This window comes from bacterium, from assembly GCA_023228325.1.
GTDB lineage: Bacteria > Auribacterota > UBA6266 > UBA6266 > UBA6266 > UBA6266.
In genome coordinates this window covers 1,456,630-1,479,209 of the sequence record JALOBK010000001.1, presented here as the reverse complement: position 1 = coordinate 1,479,209, position 22,580 = coordinate 1,456,630, and the positions used below count along the sequence as shown (strand labels likewise).

Here is a 22,580-nt window from a genome sequence, read left to right as displayed (position 1 = left end):
ACTCCGAAACATAAATGTTATTTTTTATTATCAGAACAATTTTGACATACTATAAAAAAATACTTCCTATAAGTCAAGTTGTAATGAAAGATGCTTACGAACTTTTTAATTTGACTGGGAAGCTAATTCCGGAGCCACTTTTTTGAGAACCGTTCCCGCAAGCCTCCTGACCTGTGAACTCATTTTACATTTCAACGCTTTTTCGGAAAGAGCCTTAAGGTCTTTAAGGGAAGCGCTCCTTATAACTTTTTTTATTTCGGGGACTATTATAGAGCTGGCGCTTAACTCATCTATGCCCATACCCACAAGCAGTAATGTCATTTCAAGGTCGCCGGCCATCTCTCCGCACATGCCAACCCAGATATTCTCCGCATGAGCATTTTCAATGACTTTATTTATTAACCTTAAAACCGCCGGGTTTGCGGGTTCATAAAGATAAGCCACTTTTTCATTTACCCTGTCAACGGCAATCGAATACTGTATCAAGTCGTTTGTGCCTATGCTGAAAAAATCAACGTGTTTCGCGATTATATCGGAAGTTATAGCCGCGGAAGGTATCTCTATCATAACCCCTATTTCAATCTCTTTATCATAGGAAACCTTATTTTTATCCAATAACACTTTGATTTCCTCAACAATCTTATTGGCCTGAATAACTTCATCAACACTGGATATCATAGGATACATCAGCTTAATGTTCCCTATAGCGCTCGCTCTTAAAATCGCTTTCAGCTGTGTCCGGAAAATATCCTGCCTCTCCAGGCAAAACCTTATAGCTCTCCAGCCGAGAAACGGGTTCATTTCCTTTGATACGCCCAGCTGCGGAGAGAGTTTATCTCCCCCGAGGTCAAGCGTCCTTATTATAACCGGGTTAGGGTAAGTCTTTTCCGCAACCTCCTTATAAGCCTGATATTGTTCCTCTTCTGATGGAAAATCGGGCCTGTTCAGATAGAAAAATTCCGTCCTGTATAAACCTATCCCTTCAGCCCCGTGAGATAACACGGACGAGACATCGTGGGGAAGTTCAATATTGGCCGAAACAGTCAGCCTGTACCCGTCAAGAGTTTCCGCCGGCAGGTCCTTGAGCTCGGCCAACTTTTCATTCAGCCTGTCCAGCTTCGAAATTTCTACTGAATATTTGCCCTGAGTCCATTTCGATGGATTGAGAGTAACGACACCGTGGCTTCCGTCTATTATTATTTCATCGCCGGATTTGACTTTTCTGCTGATGTCCCTGAGACCGACAATCGCGGGAATCTCCAGAGACCTCGCCATAATGGCCGTGTGAGATGTTTTACCTCCTATGTCGGTAACAAAACCTTTAACCAATTCCTTGTGCATCAGGGCTGTATCCGAAGGGCTAAGGTCATAGGCTACAATAACGACTTCTTCCTTGAATGCGGACAGATCCTGTTTTTTGCGGCCGAGGAGGTTGCATAATACCCTTTTGGTAAAATCCCTTATATCAGATGCCCTTTCCTTAAGATAGTCATCTTCCATCTTGGAAAAAAGCTCTACATATTTTTCTCCCACCTGCTGGAATATATATTCAACATTGTATTTCTCTTTTTCCAGCCTTTTGATGACCTGTTCGATAACAGACCTGTCTTCAAGAAACAGCAGGTGCGCGTTGAATATCTCGGCATGCTCCGCGCCCATCTGCTTTGCAATCTTATCCTGTATGCCTATAAGTTCATGGCGGGTTTTGATAAGAGCTTCTTCAAACCGGGCTATCTCACTCGGAATCTGCTCTTCTTTAATCTTATACCTGGAAACTGTGTCTTCCTTGCTGTCATAAAGATAAACTTTCCCTATTACAATACCCGGGGAAACAGGAATCCCTTTATAGACTATTTCTTTCTTGCCGTCTTTCATTCTTCTCCGAATTTATTTATAAAAAGTCTTTCCAGCTCTTCCACCGCCGTCTGCGCGTCATCACCTTCGGCTATTATCTTCAGTTTAGAACCTTTGGCGGCGGCAAGCATCATCACTCCCATAATACTTTTACCGTTAACCATTTCACCGTCTTTCGCTATTTTCACTTCCGAACTGAACCTGTTGGCCGTCTGGACCAACATAGCCGCAGGCCTGGCATGCAAACCAAGCTCGTTGATTATTTCTATTTCTTTTTCGACTTTACCCAAATTTTGGTTTTCCATCTCAGCCTTCAGATATTAATTATTTCTATTCTGCGTTTATCCATGTAATCTTTTGCTGTAAAGACGCTTTTTCTTCCGGTATTCGCTATCCTATCGGCCAATTTTTGAATACTGCTTTCTTTTCTGTGAACCGCAAGGTCCATAAGCATCGGTAGATTGACCCCTGTCACTATCATCAACTTATTGTCTTTATTTTTGAGGCCCATGCCGATATTGGAAGAACTCCCGCCGAAAACATCCACAAGAATCAATACACCCTCGTCCGAATCAACACTTTCAACGGCTTTAACGATATTTCTCTCTATATCCTTTTGCTTATCATTCGTAAACTGGCATACTATAGCCAATTTTTCTATTTTGCCGACTATTTGTTCGGCAGCTGCAACCAGATCTTTAGCAAGATTCCCATGAGCCGCGACTACAACACCTATCATATTATCCGCCTTCGGTTTTTTTTCCGGTTTCCTTGCTGGTCATTCTGTTTATTAACGATTCATTAAGGTCTTTCGCGGAATTTCTGCCGAGTTTCTTCAACCGGTAATTAAGCGCCGCCGTCTTAATCATCAGGGCCATATCCCTCCCCGGCTTCACGGGCAAAAGAATATGAGCAAGTTTTATCCCGAGCAGCGTATAAGATTGTTCTTCCATACCCAATCTGTCGTATTCGCGTTCGGCGTCCCAATCTTCAAGGGAAACAACTATATCTATCCTTTTAAATTCTCTTACCGAGCCGGCGCCGTATAAAGTCTCTATATTAATAATTCCCAACCCTCTTATTTCCATATGATATTTTGTCACTTCCACGCACCTGCCTATCAGGTCTTTCCTGTCATGCAGTTTTACCCTGACAACATCATCGGCAACCAGTCTATGCCCTTTATCGATAAGAGCAAGAGCGCATTCGCTTTTGCCAACTCCGCTTTTCCCTATAATCAGGACACCCACACCGTAAACTTCAACAAGATTTCCGTTCATGGTGATCTGAGGCGCAAATTTATCTTCCAGATAAAGAGTGGCTTCATTAATAAGAGACTTCGTTATCGAACCTGACCTGAACAGGGGCACGCCGAAATGGTCGGCATACTTGATCATCTCATCAAAAGGAACAAAATGTCTCGATATTATGCAACAGGGAAATTTTTGCGAAAAAAACTTTTTAATTCTGTTTTTTCTGTCCTTCCCTTCCAAAGTCTTCAAAAAAGACATTTCAACAAAACCGATTACCTGTACGCGCCGGACCGCGAAAAAACCGTAATATCCTACAAGGGCAAGCCCGGGACGGTTCAAAGTAGATTCTTTTATTTTTTTCCTCAGGCCTTTTTTCCCCGCAACCAATTCAAGGTCCAGGTGATCTTTAAGGTTTTCATAAAATTCTTTAACCGTAACATTGACCATCTGCAAATCCGCCGTTTTACTGGTTTTCCGTATACTCGATTTCTATATCTTTAACGGGACGATTTTTCCTGTCGTGAAATTTATCTTTCAGCCTTCTGAGTTTCTGCTCCACTTTATCGATAAGCGTATCTATTGATTTATACATATCATCGCTGACTTCTTCGAGGTGAAGAGAAAAATGAGGGCCGTTCATATTAACTTCGACTTTCTGCCTGTATTTTTCCACGTCCATAATCACATGGGCATCGTTGATTCTAAGTTCATACTTGTCGATTTTAGAAAATTTATCTCTCGCGTATTCTTTCATTGGGTCAGTAACCGAAATATGCCTGCCTGTAACACTGATATTCACCGATCAAACCTCCTTTTTATTTTATATAAAGACAAACTAATAAAAATAAAAACCGTTTTCAACTTATTATAATATAGTTTAGCTGTGGGTTTTTAACAAGAAAATTATGCAAAGCTACATTGTAAAGCCATGGCCGAGATAAATATTCCTGGCCTGGGGGTCGTTTATAAGTTCCTGTGCAGTACCGGATAAGAGAATTTCACTATTATACATTATATAAGCCCTGTCGGTTATTGAAAGCGTTTCCCTTACGCTGTGGTCCGTAAGCAAAATTCCCAGGCCTTTATTTTTAAGATTTTCAATGATTTGCTGGACTTCAAAGACAGCTATGGGATCAACACCGGAAAACGGTTCATCCAATAATATAAAAGAAGGATTGGTAACCAGCGCTCTGGTAATTTCAAGTCTCCGTCTTTCCCCCCCCGAAAGTGTATATGCCTTATTTTTAGCTAACTTATCCATATCAAGCTCGGCAAGCAGCCGCTTCAACCTTTCTTTTCTCTGCCTGTAATTCAGGGGAAGCGTTTCCAGAATTGCCATAATATTCTGCTCAACGGTCAAATCCCTGAAGATGGAGGGTTCCTGGGACAGATACCCAATACCTTTTTTTGCCCGCGCGCACATAGGTAATCTTGTTATATCCGCATCATCAAAAACCACACGGCCGGAATCCGGCCTTATAAGGCCCACGATCATATAGAAAGTTGTCGTTTTACCCGCCCCGTTAGGCCCCAGCAAGCCCACTATCTCACCCCTGTGAATATTTATCTCAACCTTATTCACAACAGCTCTCTTCTTATAACTTTTGCACAGATTTTCTGTTCTCAGAAGTTCCATAATATTACCTTAAAAAATACTTAACTCTTTAGTATCTTTCTTCCTTTCCGGAAAAATTACAAGTTTTGCGCCCGGTTCACAGACCATCCTGTTTTCGTCTATATAAAATGTTATTTTTTCGCCTGTCAGAGTATCAGTCCCTCTTTTAACAACAGGATTGCCTTTTAATACAACCGTGCGGTTATCCATTATGAATACGGCTTCCTCACAATTAGCGGTTTTGTCTTCCTGTTCAATTGCGACATTCCCGAGCGCTTCTATCCTTTCGATTCTTTTCTCATCCTTATTGAAAGTAAGCTTGACCTTATCCGCTTTAATAGTCCCGTATTTATCTTCTACAAATACATTCCTGTTCAATATAACGATGTTATTGTTGTAATCTACATTCAAAGGCCCCTCACATGTTATAACCGTAGGCGATCTTTTAATTTCCTGTTCTATCCCATCTGAAGCGGAAGATACTTCCTCCTGCGCAAGAGCCGAACCGCAGATAAAAACAAATAAGAACAACGCCGCATTAAGCCTCACAGGGAAAACTCCTTAAGCTGCTTTTCATTTATGATAATCCTGATATTCTTTTTAATATCAATTTTGCCGTTATCCAGAGAACCGAAAAGCCCGTCGCCCGAAAGAAAGAAATCCTCTTTTTCAAGCTCAAGATGGCTATCGGTTTTAAATTCCCGGTCTCCCGCAAGATAATCCAGGCGATCTGTCTTCACTTTAATGCCGCTCTTTGTGGTAATAACGACTTCTCCCTCAACATGGATAATCTGGTTATCTTTATCTATCTGCCCTCTGCGGGCCACTATTTCATATAATTCAGATTTTGATTCAACCAAGGCTCTTATCTCTTCTATTTCAACTATCCCTTCTTTATTGACAACAGCCTTTTTCCCTTCAACCCGCCATTGATTTTCCATCTGTTCCGCGGGTGAACTGAAAATAAAATTTGTAAATTCGCCTATCGGAATCTGTTCTTCGGAAAAAACGGCTGGCAGGAACTGAAAACAACATATTAAGATAAAAAGTATCCTTATCATTATTTAAAATACCTATCCGTTTCTTTTTCCCATTTGCCCTGTCCCTGAAGGATCATGTCCGCAACCTCACGGACAGCGCCTTTTCCCCCGGGGGTTTTCGTAACGTAATTTGCTCTTGCTTTAACATATGCGGGCGCCGAGGGCACAGACACGGAAACGCCGGCGGATTTCATCAGCGGTATATCCATAAGGTCATCGCCAATGACACAAATCGTCTCATCCTTTGCTTTTAATTCCTCTTTTAACTTCAGGAAAGCATCCATTTTATTTTTCAGGCCTGTAAAAATCATATCAATTCCAAGCTCTTTGGCCCTTATTTCAGTACACTTGGAATCCCTTCCGGAAATAATCACGACTTTTATCCCGTTTCTTATGAGCATCTTTATACCCGCGCCGTCCAGAACACAGAATCTCTTCGTCTCGGTCCCATCGCTGCCGATTATTATTGAGCCGTCGGTCATAACACCATCTACGTCAAGAACGACAACCTTGATTTTTTTTAATTTCTCTTCCAGTTCCATAATATGTCCCTACTTAAAACGATTCTTAATCTGTACTCTAAATCTTAACATCAGCCTCAAACTTTAATCTTAATTTCATTTTCACCCAATTCCGAGAAGGTCTTTCTCATCAATCAAACCCACGGGTTTACCGTTTTTATTAACCACCGGAATTTCGTCGAATTTCCTCTCCTTGATAATGCGCAATGCCTCCATCGCAAGTTTATCTTCATATATGACTGTAGGGTTCATGGTCATATACGATTTTACTTCCCTGTTTATAATATCGGGTGTCTTTTCAATGTTTTTCCTTAAATCGCCGTCAGTAAAAAGTCCGACCATCTTACCGCGCGCATTTACTATCGAAGCACAGCCCGCGCGCGCTCTTGTAATCTTCAGCAGAACATTCTTTATCAATTCATTTTCGCGCGCAACGGCCAGTTTATTTCCTGTCCTCATAATATCCTTAACTTTCAGGAGCTGCCTTCCCAAAGCCCCGCCGGGATGATAAAACGCGTAATCTTCAATCTTGAAGTCCTTGGCTTTAAGCAGGGCAATCGCTATCGCATCGCCCAAAGCCAGCGCAGCCGTAGTGCTGGCCGTAGGCGCCAGATTCATCGGACAGGCTTCTTTACTTACGCCGGCGTCCAAAATTACATCGCTATGCCTGGCAAGGGTCGATTTTTTGTTTCCTGTAACAGCTATAAGTTTAGCTCCTATTTTTTTTATCAACGGAACCAGTTTTATGATTTCCTCGGATTCGCCGCTGTTTGAAATCGCAATGACCGTATCTTCTTTCAAAACCATTCCCAGGTCGCCGTGAATGGCTTCGGCAGGATGAAGGAAAAGAGAAGGGGTGCCCAGACTCGCAAGTGTCGCCGAAATCTTTCTCCCTATAAGCCCGGGTTTTCCCATACCGGTCACAATAACACGGCCATTTGACGAAAGTATCAGGTTTATTGCTTTATTAAAATCCTTATTAATCTTTTTGTGGACTAACGCCAACGCGTCAATTTCAGTCTTTATAACATTTCTTGCTGTTTTTATGAATGACATTTTTGCTTTCATCCTTTAACTATCCTGTCTATATCTTTTAATTTTTTTATCAAATCCGGAAGATGTTTTATGTTAAGCATGTTGGGCCCGTCACAGGGGGCCTTCTCCGGATCGTTATGAACTTCCATAAATATACCATCACAGCCGGATGCTACACCGGCACGCGCCAGCGGAGCAATAAATGCGCTCTGCCCTCCCGAAGAACCGGAACGTCCGCCGGGCAACTGAAGACTGTGCGTAACATCAAGAACTACAGGAGTCCCGATAGAATTAAGCAGGCAAAGACTCCTTATATCGCAAACAAGATTATTGTAACCGAAGGAATATCCCCTTTCCGTTACAATGATATTTTTATTTCCGGCTGATTCCGCTTTTTCAACTATGTACTTCATATCCCACGGCGCGACAAATTGCCCTTTTTTTATGTTCACCGGTTTCTTTGTACCCGCCGCTTTTACCAGAAGGTCCGTCTGACGGCAGAGGAAAGCCGGTATTTGTATGATATCGGCAACTTCCGCTACATCATCAACTTCAGATTCACGGTGGACATCCGTTATAACAGGCAGGTTGAATTCCCTTTTAACTTTTTTCAGTATGGAAAGCCCCTTTTTTATACCGGGGCCCCTGAATGATTCCAATTTCATCCTGTTCGCCTTATCATAGGATGATTTAAATATAAGCCCAATCCCTTCCGCCTCCGAAATCCGGCTGAGTTTTCCGGCCATAGAGAGACAGTGCTTTTCATTTTCAATGACACAAGGGCCCGCTATCAGAATCAAAGGATTCGACCCGCCTATCTTCATTCCCCCGACAACAACAGGATTGTTCATACCGGTTATTCTCCAATAATGTTATCTGTCAACGATAAACTTTTCCGCTTTTTTAATGTCTTCAGGCGTGTCTACACCCAAACCCGAATAATCCACTTTTTCAACATAAATGTCATTTCCCGATTCCAGTATTCTCAATTGTTCAAGCTTTTCAATAACCTCCAGCCCCGAATGCTTCATCTTAATAAAATCATCCAGAAAACTTTTCCTCATACAATAAATACCGAGATGCTTCAGCCATCTCCTGTCTGCGGACATGTCGCGGTAAAAAGGTATCATGCTTCTGGAAAAATACATTGCATAACCGTTTTTGTCCACAACAACTTTTACAATGTTTGTGTCCGCCGCTTCCCTCTCATCCGCGATTTCTACGGCTGCCGTGGCGATTTGGATAGAATGGTCTCCGGACAATCTTCTTATCAGTGTGTCTATTATTTCGGGTTTCATAAACGGTTCATCACCCTGCAGATTAACAACAATATCGCACTCTTTTTTAAAAACAACCTCGGAAACCCTGTCGGTACCGGATACATGTTTTTTTGACGTCATAACCGCGGTAAAACCCGCTTTTTCCACAACATCTTTAATACGCGTATCATCCGTAGCCACAATCACTTCATCCGCTTTTTTTGATTTTTCAGCGGCTTCACAGACCCACAGCACAAGCGGTTTTTCTCCGAGCAGAGCCAAAGGCTTGCCGGGAAACCTTGTCGATTCATATCTCTCGGGTATAACAATCAGAGTTTTCATAATAGAATACAGCTACTCTCCTAAAACAGTTACCGCTTCTCTTATATCCTCTACGACAAAATCGGGCTTTATATCGCTTTTTCTCAGAGTCTCCCTGCCATTTCCGGTCAAGACCAGTATAGTTTTACAACCGGCATTTTTACCGGTTCTTATATCGCTCTCCCGATCTCCGATAAAAAAAGAATCCGGCAGTGAGATATCATGTTTATCGGCGGCGCATTTTACCATATACGGCGACGGTTTGCGGCACAGGCAGTTGTCTTCGGGCAAATGGGGGCAAACAAGAATACCCGAAATGTTTATGCCGTTTTCCTTAAGTTCCGCGCGTATCTTATCGTGGACTTCCGCCAAATCTTTCTCTTTAATATAACCCCTGCCCAGCCCCGACTGATTGGTTACTATAAAAATCTGAAAACCCAGCTCACTTATATCCTTAAGCGCTTTTACAGACCCTTCATAGAAACTGAAATCTTCAGGCCTGCTTATAAACCCGGGATCATGATTCAATGTCCCGTCCCGGTCAATAAAAACAGCTTTATTAGAAACCATATCCGTCTTATCGCCCCAATCAGTGTTTTTGTATTACGGCGGATCTCATCTCTTCGATTGTTGTTGTAGCCGTGCCCAACTTGCCTACTACAATTCCGGCGGCATAATTTGCTATTACCGCGGCCGTTCTTATATCCGAGCCCACGGCAAGAGCCGCGGTTAAAGCCGATATCACAGTATCACCGGCTCCCGAAACATCATACACTTCACGCGCTACAGACGATATCTGGAAAGGTCTTTCCCCTTTTTCAAACAGGCACATTCCTTTTTCCCCCAATGTCATTAAAACATATTTAATGCCGAATTTATCCAGAAGTATCTTCCCCGCCTCATACAATAAATCGTCTCTTTTGACATCTATGCCCGCAAACGCATATCCTTCCGTGTGATTGGGGGTGATTACAGTCCCGCCGGAAAGCCGGAAGAACCTGTTTATCTTCGGATCGAAGGCAATTACTTTATCGTTATCACGGGCGATCTTTATTAAACCGTTTATCAACTCCTGTCTAATCAGGCCTTTACCGTAATCTTCAACTATAATCGCGCCGTAATTACCTGTGTTTTCCTCCGCAAATTTCAGTATATCCGATACTAACTTAAGCCCTATCTCATGTGTCTGTTCCCTGTCAAACCTCACAACCTGCTGTTGATGAGCTATGACCCTGGTTTTTACTATGGTATCCCTGTCGGCAAGAACTTTTAAACCGTTTAAATTTATCTTCTGTGAACGCATTATAGCGCATAACTTCTTTCCGTTGGAATCATCGCCTATCACACTGCAAAGATAACTCATCACATCGAGGCTTTTAAGGTTATTCGCGACATTTGCGGCGCCGCCGGGCATAAAGCTTTCTCTCAGCACTTCCACAACAGGCACCGGGGCTTCCGGAGAAATCCTGTCAACCTTGCCCCAGATAAAGCAGTCAAGCATCACGTCCCCCACAACAAGGACTCTCGCTTTTTTCATTTTATCCAGAACTTTTAATATCTTTTCCTTTTTTACCCGCTTCACGACATTTACCCTTTCTTTCCGGCAATAGTATATTTTATCATTTAGATGCCCTGTTTTCCATGTCCAGCATTTCAAGTGCCCTGGAAGCGACAATAGAAACAGATATATCGGTCATACATCTGCCCTTCGGACATTTTCTCTTAAAGCACGGGGCGCATGGAAGTTTTGACCTGAATATAAATATACCTTTCCCCTCGGGCCCCGTCCTTTCGGGTGATGAGGGGCCGAAAATACATATCATTTTCTTGCCCAGCGCCGCCGCAAGATGCATCGCTCCGTTATCATTCGTGATTACAAGGTCGCTTAACGACAGGATGCCTGTAAGAGATAATATATCCGTTTTACCGCACAGATTCATAGCTTTTTCACAGCCGTAGACAATCCTGTTTCCTATCTCTTCCTCTTCCCTGGTTCCGGTTATTATCATGCGCGCATCCACTTTATCCCTTAAGAAAAAAACAGTTTTCCTGTAATTCTCCACATCCCATCTCTTTGAATGCCACTGTGAACCGGGCATAAAACATATTTTAGGACCCTTTGTCCCGGGTTTAAACCACATAACTTCCCCCAGTTTCAAAATGGGATGAGGCACATTAAGGCGGTACCTGACTTCCTGTTTCTCTTTCTTTCCCGAAACTTCGGATACAAGGCCTATATACCTTTCAACCGAATTGACCGAGTCCCGGCGTATCGGACATTTCCGGTTGTAAAACATGGCGGCAAATTCCCTCGCATCCGCAAACCCGGCTTTGATTTTAGCGCCGCTCAACCAGGTTATCAGTCCGCTTCTGAATAATCCCTGAAAATCAAAACAGATATCGAATTTTTTCATGCGGATTTTTATTATAAGCGATATCATCTCAATCAATGTCACAGGCAGGAACAATATATTCCCCCACTTATCCCTTTTAAAATCATAAACTTCACTGACCGCATCCACCATTTCAACAATTTTCCTGAATTTGCCGGAAACCACCCATGATATTTCCGATTCGGGCATAAGGTTTTTTATAACCCTTACCGCCGGGATTGTCTGGATGACATCCCCCAGGGCGCTGGGTTTTATCACAAGAATTTTTTTTATCGGACTCATAAACAACCCTCGGTCAAGAATCAGATTTTTTCCGCTTTCCGTCTATATCCGGCATCCAGACACCTGGTTCCGGCAAAATAACTTTGTAAAAATATATCCTTATCCTCATTTTTCAGGATATCACCTATATTATCAATTAACCTTTTTAAATTCTTTACTTTTTTTCGCGGGCTTACAGACCTGGAAAATTGCACCCTGTCGGTATCAAGTATGGAAATGGCCAGGCAGCTTTTTTCAACAAATATATTTCCCGGTTTTGTATCCCTGTGATAAATGCCCTTATTATGCAAATCCGCGAAGAATTTTCCGGCGTTCTCCATTACTTTACGCTTCTTTTCAGGGGACAAATCATCCTGCCTCAAAAATTCGTCAATCCGGACAATACCCTTTTTATTTTCAGCTATGAAATATCCGGCCTTATTGCCGCACGATATCGCCATCACAGGCTCCGGAGTGCATATCTTCCTTATCTTCAATCCTACAGAGCCTTTCCATGAACTCACAGCCTTTCTCCCGGGAAACGTAGCAAATGATATTTTGTTATACTTTTTTACCACAAGGTCGTAATTCTTATAATTCATCCTTCTGACAGAAGTCTTTACATCGTCCTTGATGACATCCGACGATTCAAAAAGTTCCCCGATGCCTGTAATAAAACCTGTCCCGGCAGATTCTGAAAATTCCCTTTTTGAGACATATTTAACCCCTTTGATTCTCACAAACGAATAATTTTCCTTGTTTTCGACTGCTTTTTTATCTCTTCTTTTCCATAATCTATAAAAGTATTCGTCAGTCATTTTTTCTATATCTTCGAAAAATGCTTTATAACCCATTCCGAAGTATTTTTCAAAGAACATCAGCTGATACTTTTCGCCGAGGGCCTCCCTTAAAAACATATTTATATTCGCAAGATTTCTGAAAATCAGCCGGCGCGGAACCGCAGAGCCGAATATTTTTACCCTCTGGACATCTATCAAATAGATCTGCCCGCCGGAAACAAGGATATTATCAAGGTGAAAATCAATCTGATATACTCCCTTCTTATGCAATTCCCTGACAAACCCGCAGAATTTATCCATCAAGGCATCAGGTTCTTCCCTGATTTTCTCTGAAAGGGGCCGGGCGCCGGTAATTTCTTCGGATATAAAAATACCGCCATCCTTCATATCCTGCGAAGAGAAAGTTCCCGCCGCCAGGGACAGGGGAACTTTTATCCCTTTTTTGGAAAGCAAAACCATATTTTCGTGTTCTTTCAAAGACTTATTCTTTTTAAAGCAGTATCTCAGGAAGTCAATGACCGTCGGATTCAAATATAATTTTATATAACACTGTCTTCCCCCTACCGGCCCCCTGAGAAGTATCCTCGCATCGGATTTATTGACCGGTTCGAAACCGGCAAAAGCATTCATGTCATCCGGAATGTTTTTTATTCCGGGATCGACATATTCCCATACTATGCCCGCGTCATTCATTCATCAACCCCCAGTTCCCCTGCAGTCCGAGTAAATGCCACAAAAACAGATAACCGGATAAAATAAATTTATCCCTTAAATCCTTGATCAAAAAAACGGTGGCAAGATTACCCGCCAGATAGAGTATCGACCTGGACAGCAGCAGCATGATAAGGCACGTTTTCAGGGCCGATTCCCCGAAATGGCCATAGTGTTTTCTGAAATACTTATATCTCGACAGATAATATTCAGCCCTTGCGCGCAGTAATTTAACACCGGCGGTCTTGCCCTGGAAATGGATAACTTTTACGCCGGGAAACAGAAAAATCTTATAGCCCGCCCCGCGCGCCCTTAAGAAAAAATCGGATTCCTCGAAAAAGAAAAAATATCTTTCGTCAAACCCGCCCAGTTCCCTGAAAATCCGGCTTTTCACCACCATAAAAGCCCCGACAAGGCTTTCAACCTCAAACGGCCCGGACCTTTGCCCCGCTTTCTGGCAGAAAGACTTTCCCGAAAATATCTTCAATAAGGATTTATTAAATATTTCCGTCAAAAAACACGGCGTTTTCCCGAATGAATTCTGTTCTGAACCGTCGCTATTCAGAAGCATGGCGCCGGCGGCGGCGGCATTGTCATCAGACCTTAAAAAACCGATTAACTCATCCACTTCTGTTTTGAGCTCGGCATCGCTGTTGATAAAACATACGAATTCACCGGACGATTTCTCAAAAGCCCGGTTGCAGGCACGGGCAAAACCCAGATTCTTTTTTGACGCCAAAAAAAGGATATCATCCCTTTTTTCCAGGTTCCGGACATTCTCCTCTTCAGAACCGTTATCAAATACGATTATTTCATAGCCGGAAACGGAATTCTTCTTTACAGAATCGATACAATTCAACGTAAGTTTTTCCGTATTATGATTTATAATGATATATGTTATTGTGAAGGCCGTAGTATCAGTATGCATTTTTAAAAGCTTTTAATGTCATAAGAATTATTTTAAGGTCGAACATAAGAGACCAGTTTTCCATATAATACAAATCATGTTTTATTCTCTCTTCCAGGGAAGTATCCCCCCTGTAGCCGTTTACCTGCGCCCACCCCGTAAGCCCGGACTTCACCCTGTGCCTCGCCATATAATAAGGTATTTGCTCTTTAAACTGATACACAAAATGCGGCCTCTCGGGCCTCGGCCCGACAATACTCATATCGCCTTTCAAAACATTCCAGAACTGGGGTATTTCATCTATGTTATATTTCCGCATTGTTTTCCCGACATTTGTGGTCCTTTCGTCATCTTTCTTGGCCCACACAGGCCCTGTTACGTCCTCCGCGCCCGGTTTCATGGACCTCAGTTTATATAAATTGAATTCCCGTCCGTCTTCACCGACCCTCCTCTGACCGTAAAAAATCCCGCCTTTAGATGTAATCCTGATCAACAAGGCAAAAACAATCAAAACGGGGGAAAAAATAATCAGGCCCGCCAGCGAACCGAAAATATCAAAAACCCTTTTTAATATTCTGTTGCCTACATGGTCAAGCGGAAGGTCTTTCTGCCTCATTATCGGTATGCCGCTGATCTCCTCAAGCCCGAGCCTCGCAACCGTCATCTGCATTACATCGGGTATCATTTTCCAGTTTATCATTTCTTTTGAACACTTAATTATGAAATCCACTATCTTTTCGTGAGGGAGGGTCGAAAGCGCCAGGATAACTTCATCCGCCTCATTCCTTGAAAAATGTTTTTCCGCATTATCAAGTGTATCAACAACTTTAACCCCGGCGATTTCCCTGCCCAGCATCTCAGGAAGCGCAGAAATAAAACCCACAACTTCTGAAACATACTGAGCATTCTCCTTAAGTGTCAGGGCGATACGGATGGCGGTATCATCGGTGCCTATTATCAGGACTCTCTTCTTATTGGGTATGTTCTTGAGCATTTTTATCCTTAAGGCGCTGATTATAAGCCGGAAAATGTTTAACAGCATTATTGAACTAAGGAATGAAAGAAAAATGACAAGCCTCGAATAGGAGAAAGCCCTGTATAAAGTGGAAGCCGCCAGAAGGACGACCGTCCCCCAGAAAACAGCTTTTGTGACGTTACCCGCCTGGTTCCATCTGGATTCGATGTTCGATATATTATAAAGCCCGAAGTGGGCGAAAATTAATATCCAGATAAGGACAGCAACAGGAACAGCCTGAATATACGCGCTCAGTTCAGGAACTCCTTTGGGCACACTGATAAAAGTGTGAAACCTGAGGTAGTATACAAACATAAAATTCAAAGACACCAGGACGGCATCGCCGGCCAGGAGGATTATTTTAAGAAGAAAATCACTTCTTTTTGATTTCACCGATTCGTCTCCCGTATTTTCAAAAATTTCTTCCGAACTTAGCTATCACGAAACTTTTAAATTCGGATAAGAACCTTCCGCGGTTAAATCTTTCCGCGTTATGCCTTATCTTCTCCGGATCAAAAAAACCGCAGTTATTTTCAAATACCCTCACCGCTTCCGCAAGAGCTTCTACATTTTGCTCGTAGAAAAATACTCCCGTGGGATTATCGTCTTTAAACTTATCGAGAGACCTTACAGTTTCTGTCTGGCCTCCCCTGCCGTATCCTATAACAGGTTTTCCGGAAGCCTGGGCTTCCACGGGTGTGATACCGAAATCTTCTTCGCCGGGAAAAATAAAAGCTTTGCACCTGCTGTAATATTCCCTTATTTCATTATCTCCCACCCAGCCTAAAAACTCAATATTAGATGATGCCATTTTCTTCAGGCCTTTTTCATCCTGCCCGCTTCCTATCACAATTAACTTTCTGCCAAGCCTGTTAAAAGCCTTTATTGCAAGATCAACTTTTTTATACGGGGCAAAAGCGCTGACGACAAGATAAAAATCCTCGCTTTTATTGTTATAAAATTTTTCGGTATCCACCGGAGGATATATTACCGTCGAATCCACCCCGTATCTGCGCAAAATCCTCTTTTTTACATTCAGGGAATTTGCGACAAAATAATCAACTCTCCCGGAATTCTCTGTGTCCCACCTTTCAAAACGCTTAAGGAAAGGGCTTAGCGCCGAATACCTGGCTTTACCGAATTTTCCCCTGTCAAAGTAAACTCTTGCCATATCCGAAACATATCTCACGGGAGTGTGGCAGTAACATATATGCTTCTGGTTCCCGGTGGTTTTTATGCCTTTCGCCGCACAATGGCTGCTGCTTATAACCAAATCATAGCCGGAAAGATCAAATTTTTCCACGGCGCCCGGGAATAAAGGAAGCAAATACCTGTAAAAACCGCAGGATCCGGGTATCTTCTGAAGATATGAAGTGATAATCCTGTGTTTTTCAATTTTTTCTGAAACACTTCCCTTCCTGTGCAACAAGGTAAAAATATCGGCATCCGGAAATAAGTCGCACATCGCGTCAAGGCACTTTTCCCCTCCTCTCATACCGGTAAGCCAATCATGCGCCAGAGCAATCCTGCAACTCATTTCAACAACTCCTCATACAAAGATAAGGTCCGCCTGCCCATTACCTCATACGAATATTGTTCCGCTGTCTTAAGCCCCCTTTGAATAAGGTTCTGCCTCAAGGAATCATCTCTCAGTAATTTTAATACAGCCTCAGCCATAGCATCTGCATCAAGAGGATCCAGCAGCAGGGCCGCGTCTTTTACTATCTCGGGCAATGAAGAGACATTCGTTGTTATAACAGGCGTAGAAAGGACCATCGCTTCAACCGGAGGATAACCAAATCCTTCATATAGCGACGGGAAAACAAGCATCCGGGCGGCTTTCACAGCATTATATAAATCTTTCGAACTCATATCAGGGGCGCAGATTATATCCTTTCCGGATTTTATCCCGGCTTCGGAAAGAAACTTTTCTCCCGCTCCGCCGACAAGCATTTTGACGGGAACAACGCTTTTCGAAGCCGCTTTCCTGAACGCTTTCAGCGCCGTTATAAGATTTTTGTGCGGTTTCGGATTGCCGATACAAATAATAAAATCCCCGTCTATTCCAAACCTGCCACGGATATACTCCCCCGGGTCTCCGGCAATCACCTGTCTTATCCGTTCAAAATCAAGGCCGTTGGGAATTACTTCAATCTTTGATTTCTCCAGCCCCAGAAAATCAATAATATCCTTTTTTGAATTCTCAGAAACCGTAATCACTTTTTCCGCCTTTCGCGCGGTTCTTTTTACTATCATCTTATAATAGATCCTGTGCAAGCGGGAATAATCGTAAGAAAACTTCATATGTATCAAATCATGGATCGTCATTACAAAAGGGCACTTAAGCGATAAAGGCGCGGAAAAAGAAGGGATATGGTACAAAGAAGGATGCAGCCTGCCTATAACACCCGGCAGCAGGACCTGCTCGGAAACGGAATACATCGGGATTTCGGAAAAAACAATTTCCATTTTCCCGCTTTCAAAATCGATTATATTATCCTTCGGAGCCAGGACGCTGAAAACAAATCCCGATTCCGTATTTACCAACGCTTTCAGCAGGTTATACGCGTGTACCGCAATACCGTGGTCCAAAGAGTGTAACATTCTGGCATCGAAAACTATTTTCATGGTTTATCTATTATGCTCCTGATTTGCCGATATATTTCAGACTCGGTAATATTTTCCATACACGGGTGCCCTTTTACGCGGCAGTCAAACGAGCAACATGGGGAACAAGGCGTATTTTTATAAATTACCTTAACATTCTTGCCGCGCGGCGCCCAGCGGGAAGGAAGATTAGCTCCGCTGAACAGGATAATACTCGGGACATCCAGAGCCGCGGCAATATGGGACGGCCCGGAATCAGTGCCTACAAAAAGGACCGCCTCCCGCAAAACGGCGCCGAGCCGGGAGAGGGTCGTCTTTCCGCCCAAATCGACAACATTCCCTTTATCAGACAACGATTTCATTACATTCTGAGTCTCGGAAGAGCTGCCGACAAGGACCACATTTAAACCCGTATCCTTTAACATCAATATAAGGCGGGCAAATTTATAGGGATGCCACCTTTTGGAAGAAGCCCCCGAACCGACATGAAATACAATATATCTGCCTGTTCCCAATCCGAACAAACGCCGGACATGCATATCTTCTTCTTTTATGAAAAATTCCGTTGCCGGGGAAAGGTCGGGGCAATCCAGGGCTTTTGCTATATTCAGATTAATATCAATTTCATGGCTTCCGAACTGATACTCGGGAACTGTGTCTGCCATAAACGCTCCGCCCGTGACACCGTAAGATACTATATGTCGCGCGCCGGCCGCCCGCAAAAGAAATATCTCCCTGACATCTCCCCTCGCGCTTATGCCGATGTCATATTTTTTTTTCCTGATAATTGAAGCAATGCTCAAAATAGAAGCAAGTCCTATTCTGGTTTTTATATCGCGTTTATATATGTTAGTTTTTACGATGAAAATATTGTTGACGCGCGGGTTTCCCGCAATTGCTTCCTCGCCCCACGGGCTCACATAAACATCTATATTCGCATTCTTATATTTACTTCTTAAAGCCCTTAAAAGAGGTGTGGTATTTATGATATCTCCTATATGGTCAAATCTCAAAACAGCTATATTCCCGGGGTGTTCGCCCAGCGGTTTTTTCAGCCATCCCGGAAAATAAAGGATGCGTCCGAAGAAATCAAATAAACCCATAAAAATTTTTAACCATTTTTTCTTAAAGATATATTTCATGGGAAATATCAGCTTTCCGTGTTGACTTGGCGATACGCGTTGACTGTAATTTCAGCAACTTTTTCCCAGCTGAAATTTTTAATGATATGGTTCTGCAGGCTGTCCGTTTTTCCGGAATTCACAGCTTCAGTAACCGCTTTGCAAATATCAACGGGTTTCGAAGGATTGACATAAAGGACAAAATCCTTAAAATATTCTTTGGTGCAGCCTCCCGAAGTTATCACTATTTTTGCTCCCGAAACTGCCGCTTCAAGGGCGGATAAACCCGGGGTTTCAAACCAGGAAGGCATTAAAAATACATCACACGCTTTATATGCGGATTTAAGCAGGGGGTCATTATGTTCCATCCGTCCCAGGAAATGTACATTGCCGCCGGCCAGTTTTCTGCATTGATTATAGTAACCCGCATACATCGATACATAATCTCCTATAATCACAAGCGGCCTGTCGGTATTTTTAAATGCTTTTATCATATTGATAATATTTTTTCTCGGCTCGATTCTCCCTACGTATAAGACAAAATCTTTAATATTATATTTCCGGCTGAACAATCCCCCGTCCCCATCCTTAAACGAAAGGTCTACCCCGTTGGGCACAACAAAGAACTTACCCGGACTGATTGCAAACAGCCTGCCTATCTGATCCGCCTCCATCCTGGAATTAGGGAGAAGCAAATCCGATATTTCGAACATTCTCCTCCTCATAGAGGGAAACCCGGGAAACACCAGCTTAGTCAGGTATCTCAGAGTGCTTTTATACGGCGACGCGGTAAAATCAGGGGAATGCCAGGCGCTTCTGAGGTCATACCAGCAAATTGTGGAAAGCACATTTTTCAGGCCTTTTGATTTTGCGGCTTCCATGATATCAAGCGCGTATTTCACAGAACCGAAAGTATGCAATATGCCGTAATCTTTGAGATCCGTTTTCCACTGGTCGAAAAAATGCACCTGAAGTCCCTGTTTTTCAACAAACTTCTTCGTCTGCAGCATCTGGATTTCTCCCCCGCCCGGATTCTGGAAAGCGGAAGGATACAGGTTATACAGCACTTTCATCTTTTCCCTCTATCTCCCCTGACCCTGATAAGATCCCGCAGTTTCGCATACTTATTGAATGTGTAAAATGAAGAAAAAACCTCAAAAATATAACTCCTTATGCCGTCGAGAAAACCCATTTTCATTATATAGCCTCTCAGGAAAACGAGCGCCGGTTTTATCAAGAGGTTGCCCAAATGTGGTTTTACCCCTTTGGAATACATATACTCTGCTTCAAGATCCGTATATTTGTTGAACTTTTCAAGATATTCGGAAATAGATGAAGTCGTATGATGCTCTATATAACCGGACAACAGGCCTGTCTCCCCTTCAACCTTAACTTCTTCATGCACCGGCTGGAAAAACCTGCACTTTCCCTTTTTTAAAAGCCGGACCGGAGCGTCGTCTTTCACGCTGCCCCACCGCATCCTCTCGCCGAAAATATAAACTTTTCTTTTGACCCTGAACGCTTTTTCGTCAGGATTTTTTGTGACAGTCTTCTGGATCTCTTCAGACAGGCCTTTCGTGATTATCTCGTCCGCATCAAGAAAAAAAACCCACTCGGAACCGGCTTTTTCCAAAGCAAAATTCTTCACGCCCGAATAATCGTCAAATCCCCTTTCGAAAACATGACATCCCAGTTTTTCGCATATTTCAACCGTATTGTCTTTGCTGAAGGAATCGACAACAACTATCTCATCCGCAAAAGAAGCGCTTTTGACGGCTTTTTCAATCCTCTTTGCTTCATTTTTCGTTATTATACAAACACTTATCGCCATTTTTAACGCACCTTATCCCGCACACGGAATCATATTAAACAGGTCTCTATCCTTATACTGTGAATTAAAACGGTATTTCCTTTTTCTGAAAGCGCCGGCCATCATCGGGATAAAATAAATGAACCCCAAGAGGTTCTCCGGCCTGAGCCTGCACAAAAAATACAATGACCTGGGAACAGCCAGCGCAAGAGAAACAAAAACATATTTCAGTTCAAGATTTTTCACCGTAAAAACATAGGTATTCCGGAAATTTATCATCAGAGATTTGCTTGCGCCGAACCTCCTGTTAAAACTTGCCCCTCCCTTGTGATACATAATGCTGGATGGCTCGTAGTATCCTTTCCATCCTTTTTTCCATGCCCTGAAACATATATCGGCATCTTCAAGCCGGCCGGGAAGGTATATATCGTCATACCCTCCCAGAACCGTGAATTTTCTCCTGTCAAACGCCCCGAAACCCTGCTGCATGCTCAGTCCCGGCTTATCGGAACAGTTTCCGGAAACAGCTTCCGAACCGAATAACCCGCCCCTGAAGAAAAACCGTGTCAGGTTCCCTTCACATTTCCGGCCCGGAAAATCGAATACTTTAGAGGCAACAAAAAACGCGTCGGGGTTATTTTCAAATACACCGACCAGAGGATCTATGCATCCCCGGTCAAGTTTGATATCGTTATTCAACAGTATAACTATATCCTCGCCGACGGTTTTAATGAAATCGTTATATGAACATAGAACCCTGTTTTCGGACTCGAATATTTCCACAGAAGGGAAAGCCCCCTTAATCCACTTGACGCTGTCATCCGTACTGCTGTTATCTATCACAGATATTTTGCACTGCGCCTTCGCATTTTCCGCGGCCAGGACAACAGAAGACATGCATTCCTTCATTATATCCAGCCCGTTGTAATTCAATACAATAATTCTGACATTCAAAGGACTTTCTCCAGTATATCGGCAATCCTCAATGAAGCTCTTCCGTCCCCGTAGGGGTTCCGTGATTTCGCCATCTTTTTGTATTCGGCCGGAGAATCAATAAGAACGGACACGTTATTTATGATTTTTGCCCTGTCCGTTCCTACTAATTTTGCGACACCGGCAAAAATACCTTCAGGTCTTTCTGTCTTTTCCCTTAATACAAGAACGGGCTTGCCGAAGGCAGGAGCCTCTTCCTGTATCCCGCCTGAATCCGTCATAATGATATAGGCGCTGTCAATCAACCTGAGTATCTCATCATACGCGACAGGACCCGAAACAATTATCCTCTTATTCCCTCCGAAATATTTCTCTATGACCCTTTTTATATTAGGATTGGGATGCACGGGTATCCTGAAAAAGGTATCTTTGTACTTATCCAGTATTTTCAGCACGGCATCGCAGACATTTTCAGCGGGCCTGCCGAAATTTTCCCTTCTGTGCATTGTGATGAGAATCATCCTGCCGCGCCCGTCAGGCACGGTGCTTTTTTTCTTCCCGGACAACATCCGGCTATATGTTTTTAAAGAATCTACAATCGTGTTTCCGGTTAAGAATACGCTTTTCCCTTCATGCCCCTCGCGGTGAAGGTTTTCCGCGGCAATCTTTGTGGGCGCAAAATTAAAATCGGCAATACATGAAATCATTCTCCTGTTCATTTCCTCAGGGAACGGACTATACTTATCCGAAGTCCTGAGCCCCGCTTCGACATGAGCTATTTTTATCTTTCTGTAAAATGCCGCCAGGGCGGCGGTAAACGCCGTTGTCGTATCTCCCTGGACCATTATCAGGTCCGGATGGTACTTATCGCAGACCTCTTTTTCGAATTTCGCCAATATTCCTGAAGTTATTTCGGTCAATGTCTGATTTTCCCTCATAATATTCAAATTGAAATCAACCTTTATATTGAAATGTCTGAGAAAACTGTCGGCCATTTCCCTGTGCTGTCCCGTAGCCACGACATATACCTTAAAATTCTTCTTTCTCGTTTTTAATTCTTTTATGACGGGGGCAAGTTTAATGACCTCAGGCCTGGTTCCTAAAAGCACTACAATTTTTTTCAT

Annotated in this window: 25 protein-coding genes; all 25 read right to left on the bottom strand. The window is 43.0% G+C overall.

Translation table 11 applies throughout. The features are described 5' to 3' along the window. Window positions 1–105 precede the first annotated feature (105 nt). Window positions 106–1,875 carry a phosphoenolpyruvate--protein phosphotransferase gene (gene ptsP, locus M0R36_07055; protein ID MCK9555558.1) on the bottom strand — a complete coding sequence of 590 codons (1,770 nt, stop codon included), beginning with the start codon at window positions 1,873–1,875 and terminating at the stop codon, window positions 106–108. Continuing rightward, entirely contained in the window at window positions 1,872–2,159 is a 288-nt protein-coding gene (locus tag M0R36_07050) for an HPr family phosphocarrier protein (GenBank protein ID MCK9555557.1), read from the bottom strand. The genes ptsP and M0R36_07050 overlap by 4 nt, the downstream gene beginning before the upstream one ends. A gap of 8 nt (window positions 2,160–2,167) precedes the next feature. Then, window positions 2,168–2,593 (bottom strand): PTS sugar transporter subunit IIA, encoded by a 426-nt coding sequence (locus M0R36_07045; GenBank protein ID MCK9555556.1) that lies wholly within the window; start codon window positions 2,591–2,593, stop codon window positions 2,168–2,170. 1 nt (window position 2,594) lies between these two features. Then, the gene (gene hprK, locus M0R36_07040; GenBank protein MCK9555555.1) at window positions 2,595–3,554 is read right to left on the bottom strand and encodes an HPr(Ser) kinase/phosphatase; all 960 of its coding nucleotides are present in this window, start codon (window positions 3,552–3,554) and stop codon (window positions 2,595–2,597) included. 16 nt (window positions 3,555–3,570) lie between these two features. Then, a complete protein-coding gene (gene raiA, locus M0R36_07035) occupies window positions 3,571–3,906 on the bottom strand; it encodes a ribosome-associated translation inhibitor RaiA (protein ID MCK9555554.1) in 336 nt (111 codons plus the stop codon). A 114-nt stretch (window positions 3,907–4,020) separates the two neighbouring features. Continuing rightward, window positions 4,021–4,746: an LPS export ABC transporter ATP-binding protein gene (gene lptB / locus M0R36_07030; GenBank protein MCK9555553.1), complete on the bottom strand. Its 726-nt coding sequence runs from the start codon at window positions 4,744–4,746 to the stop codon at window positions 4,021–4,023. Between the two features lie 6 nt (window positions 4,747–4,752). Then, complete coding sequence (locus M0R36_07025; GenBank protein ID MCK9555552.1) at window positions 4,753–5,271, bottom strand: hypothetical protein; 519 nt, start codon at window positions 5,269–5,271, stop codon at window positions 4,753–4,755. Continuing rightward, window positions 5,268–5,783, bottom strand: coding sequence for an LPS export ABC transporter periplasmic protein LptC (gene lptC / locus M0R36_07020; GenBank protein ID MCK9555551.1), 516 nt, complete (start codon window positions 5,781–5,783; stop codon window positions 5,268–5,270). Before lptC ends, M0R36_07025 begins: the two co-directional genes overlap by 4 nt. Further along, complete coding sequence (locus M0R36_07015) at window positions 5,783–6,304, bottom strand: HAD-IIIA family hydrolase (GenBank protein ID MCK9555550.1); 522 nt, start codon at window positions 6,302–6,304, stop codon at window positions 5,783–5,785. Before M0R36_07015 ends, lptC begins: the two co-directional genes overlap by 1 nt. 81 nt (window positions 6,305–6,385) lie before the next feature. After that, complete coding sequence (locus M0R36_07010; GenBank protein MCK9555549.1) at window positions 6,386–7,351, bottom strand: KpsF/GutQ family sugar-phosphate isomerase; 966 nt, start codon at window positions 7,349–7,351, stop codon at window positions 6,386–6,388. Continuing rightward, window positions 7,348–8,169: a 3-deoxy-8-phosphooctulonate synthase gene (gene kdsA, locus M0R36_07005; protein ID MCK9555548.1), complete on the bottom strand. Its 822-nt coding sequence runs from the start codon at window positions 8,167–8,169 to the stop codon at window positions 7,348–7,350. Before kdsA ends, M0R36_07010 begins: the two co-directional genes overlap by 4 nt. A gap of 21 nt (window positions 8,170–8,190) precedes the next feature. Next, the gene (gene kdsB, locus M0R36_07000) at window positions 8,191–8,919 is read right to left on the bottom strand and encodes a 3-deoxy-manno-octulosonate cytidylyltransferase (protein MCK9555547.1); all 729 of its coding nucleotides are present in this window, start codon (window positions 8,917–8,919) and stop codon (window positions 8,191–8,193) included. A gap of 12 nt (window positions 8,920–8,931) precedes the next feature. Further along, complete coding sequence (locus M0R36_06995; GenBank protein ID MCK9555546.1) at window positions 8,932–9,468, bottom strand: HAD family hydrolase; 537 nt, start codon at window positions 9,466–9,468, stop codon at window positions 8,932–8,934. Window positions 9,469–9,487: 19 nt separating this feature from the next. Next, on the bottom strand, window positions 9,488–10,555 hold the full coding sequence (rfaE1, locus tag M0R36_06990) for a D-glycero-beta-D-manno-heptose-7-phosphate kinase (protein MCK9555545.1): 1,068 nt from the start codon (window positions 10,553–10,555) through the stop codon (window positions 9,488–9,490). Continuing rightward, window positions 10,518–11,573, bottom strand: a complete 1,056-nt coding sequence (locus tag M0R36_06985) for a glycosyltransferase family 9 protein (protein ID MCK9555544.1) — start codon at window positions 11,571–11,573, stop codon at window positions 10,518–10,520. The genes rfaE1 and M0R36_06985 overlap by 38 nt, the downstream gene beginning before the upstream one ends. A gap of 20 nt (window positions 11,574–11,593) precedes the next feature. Further along, a complete protein-coding gene (locus M0R36_06980) occupies window positions 11,594–13,045 on the bottom strand; it encodes a hypothetical protein (GenBank protein ID MCK9555543.1) in 1,452 nt (483 codons plus the stop codon). Beyond that, window positions 13,038–13,991, bottom strand: coding sequence for a glycosyltransferase (locus M0R36_06975; protein MCK9555542.1), 954 nt, complete (start codon window positions 13,989–13,991; stop codon window positions 13,038–13,040). Before M0R36_06975 ends, M0R36_06980 begins: the two co-directional genes overlap by 8 nt. Further along, a complete protein-coding gene (locus M0R36_06970) occupies window positions 13,981–15,378 on the bottom strand; it encodes an undecaprenyl-phosphate glucose phosphotransferase (protein ID MCK9555541.1) in 1,398 nt (465 codons plus the stop codon). Before M0R36_06970 ends, M0R36_06975 begins: the two co-directional genes overlap by 11 nt. A 19-nt stretch (window positions 15,379–15,397) precedes the next feature. Then, on the bottom strand, window positions 15,398–16,522 hold the full coding sequence (locus tag M0R36_06965) for a glycosyltransferase (GenBank protein MCK9555540.1): 1,125 nt from the start codon (window positions 16,520–16,522) through the stop codon (window positions 15,398–15,400). Further along, entirely contained in the window at window positions 16,519–17,613 is a 1,095-nt protein-coding gene (locus M0R36_06960; protein ID MCK9555539.1) for a glycosyltransferase family 4 protein, read from the bottom strand. Before M0R36_06960 ends, M0R36_06965 begins: the two co-directional genes overlap by 4 nt. Beyond that, window positions 17,610–18,695, bottom strand: coding sequence for a glycosyltransferase family 9 protein (locus tag M0R36_06955; protein ID MCK9555538.1), 1,086 nt, complete (start codon window positions 18,693–18,695; stop codon window positions 17,610–17,612). The genes M0R36_06960 and M0R36_06955 overlap by 4 nt, the downstream gene beginning before the upstream one ends. A gap of 47 nt (window positions 18,696–18,742) precedes the next feature. Next, window positions 18,743–19,786: a glycosyltransferase gene (locus tag M0R36_06950; protein ID MCK9555537.1), complete on the bottom strand. Its 1,044-nt coding sequence runs from the start codon at window positions 19,784–19,786 to the stop codon at window positions 18,743–18,745. Then, complete coding sequence (locus tag M0R36_06945) at window positions 19,783–20,544, bottom strand: glycosyltransferase family 2 protein (GenBank protein MCK9555536.1); 762 nt, start codon at window positions 20,542–20,544, stop codon at window positions 19,783–19,785. The genes M0R36_06950 and M0R36_06945 overlap by 4 nt, the downstream gene beginning before the upstream one ends. A 12-nt stretch (window positions 20,545–20,556) precedes the next feature. Further along, entirely contained in the window at window positions 20,557–21,477 is a 921-nt protein-coding gene (locus tag M0R36_06940) for a glycosyltransferase family 2 protein (protein ID MCK9555535.1), read from the bottom strand. Further along, window positions 21,474–22,580, bottom strand: a complete 1,107-nt coding sequence (gene wecB / locus M0R36_06935; protein MCK9555534.1) for a UDP-N-acetylglucosamine 2-epimerase (non-hydrolyzing) — start codon at window positions 22,578–22,580, stop codon at window positions 21,474–21,476. The genes M0R36_06940 and wecB overlap by 4 nt, the downstream gene beginning before the upstream one ends.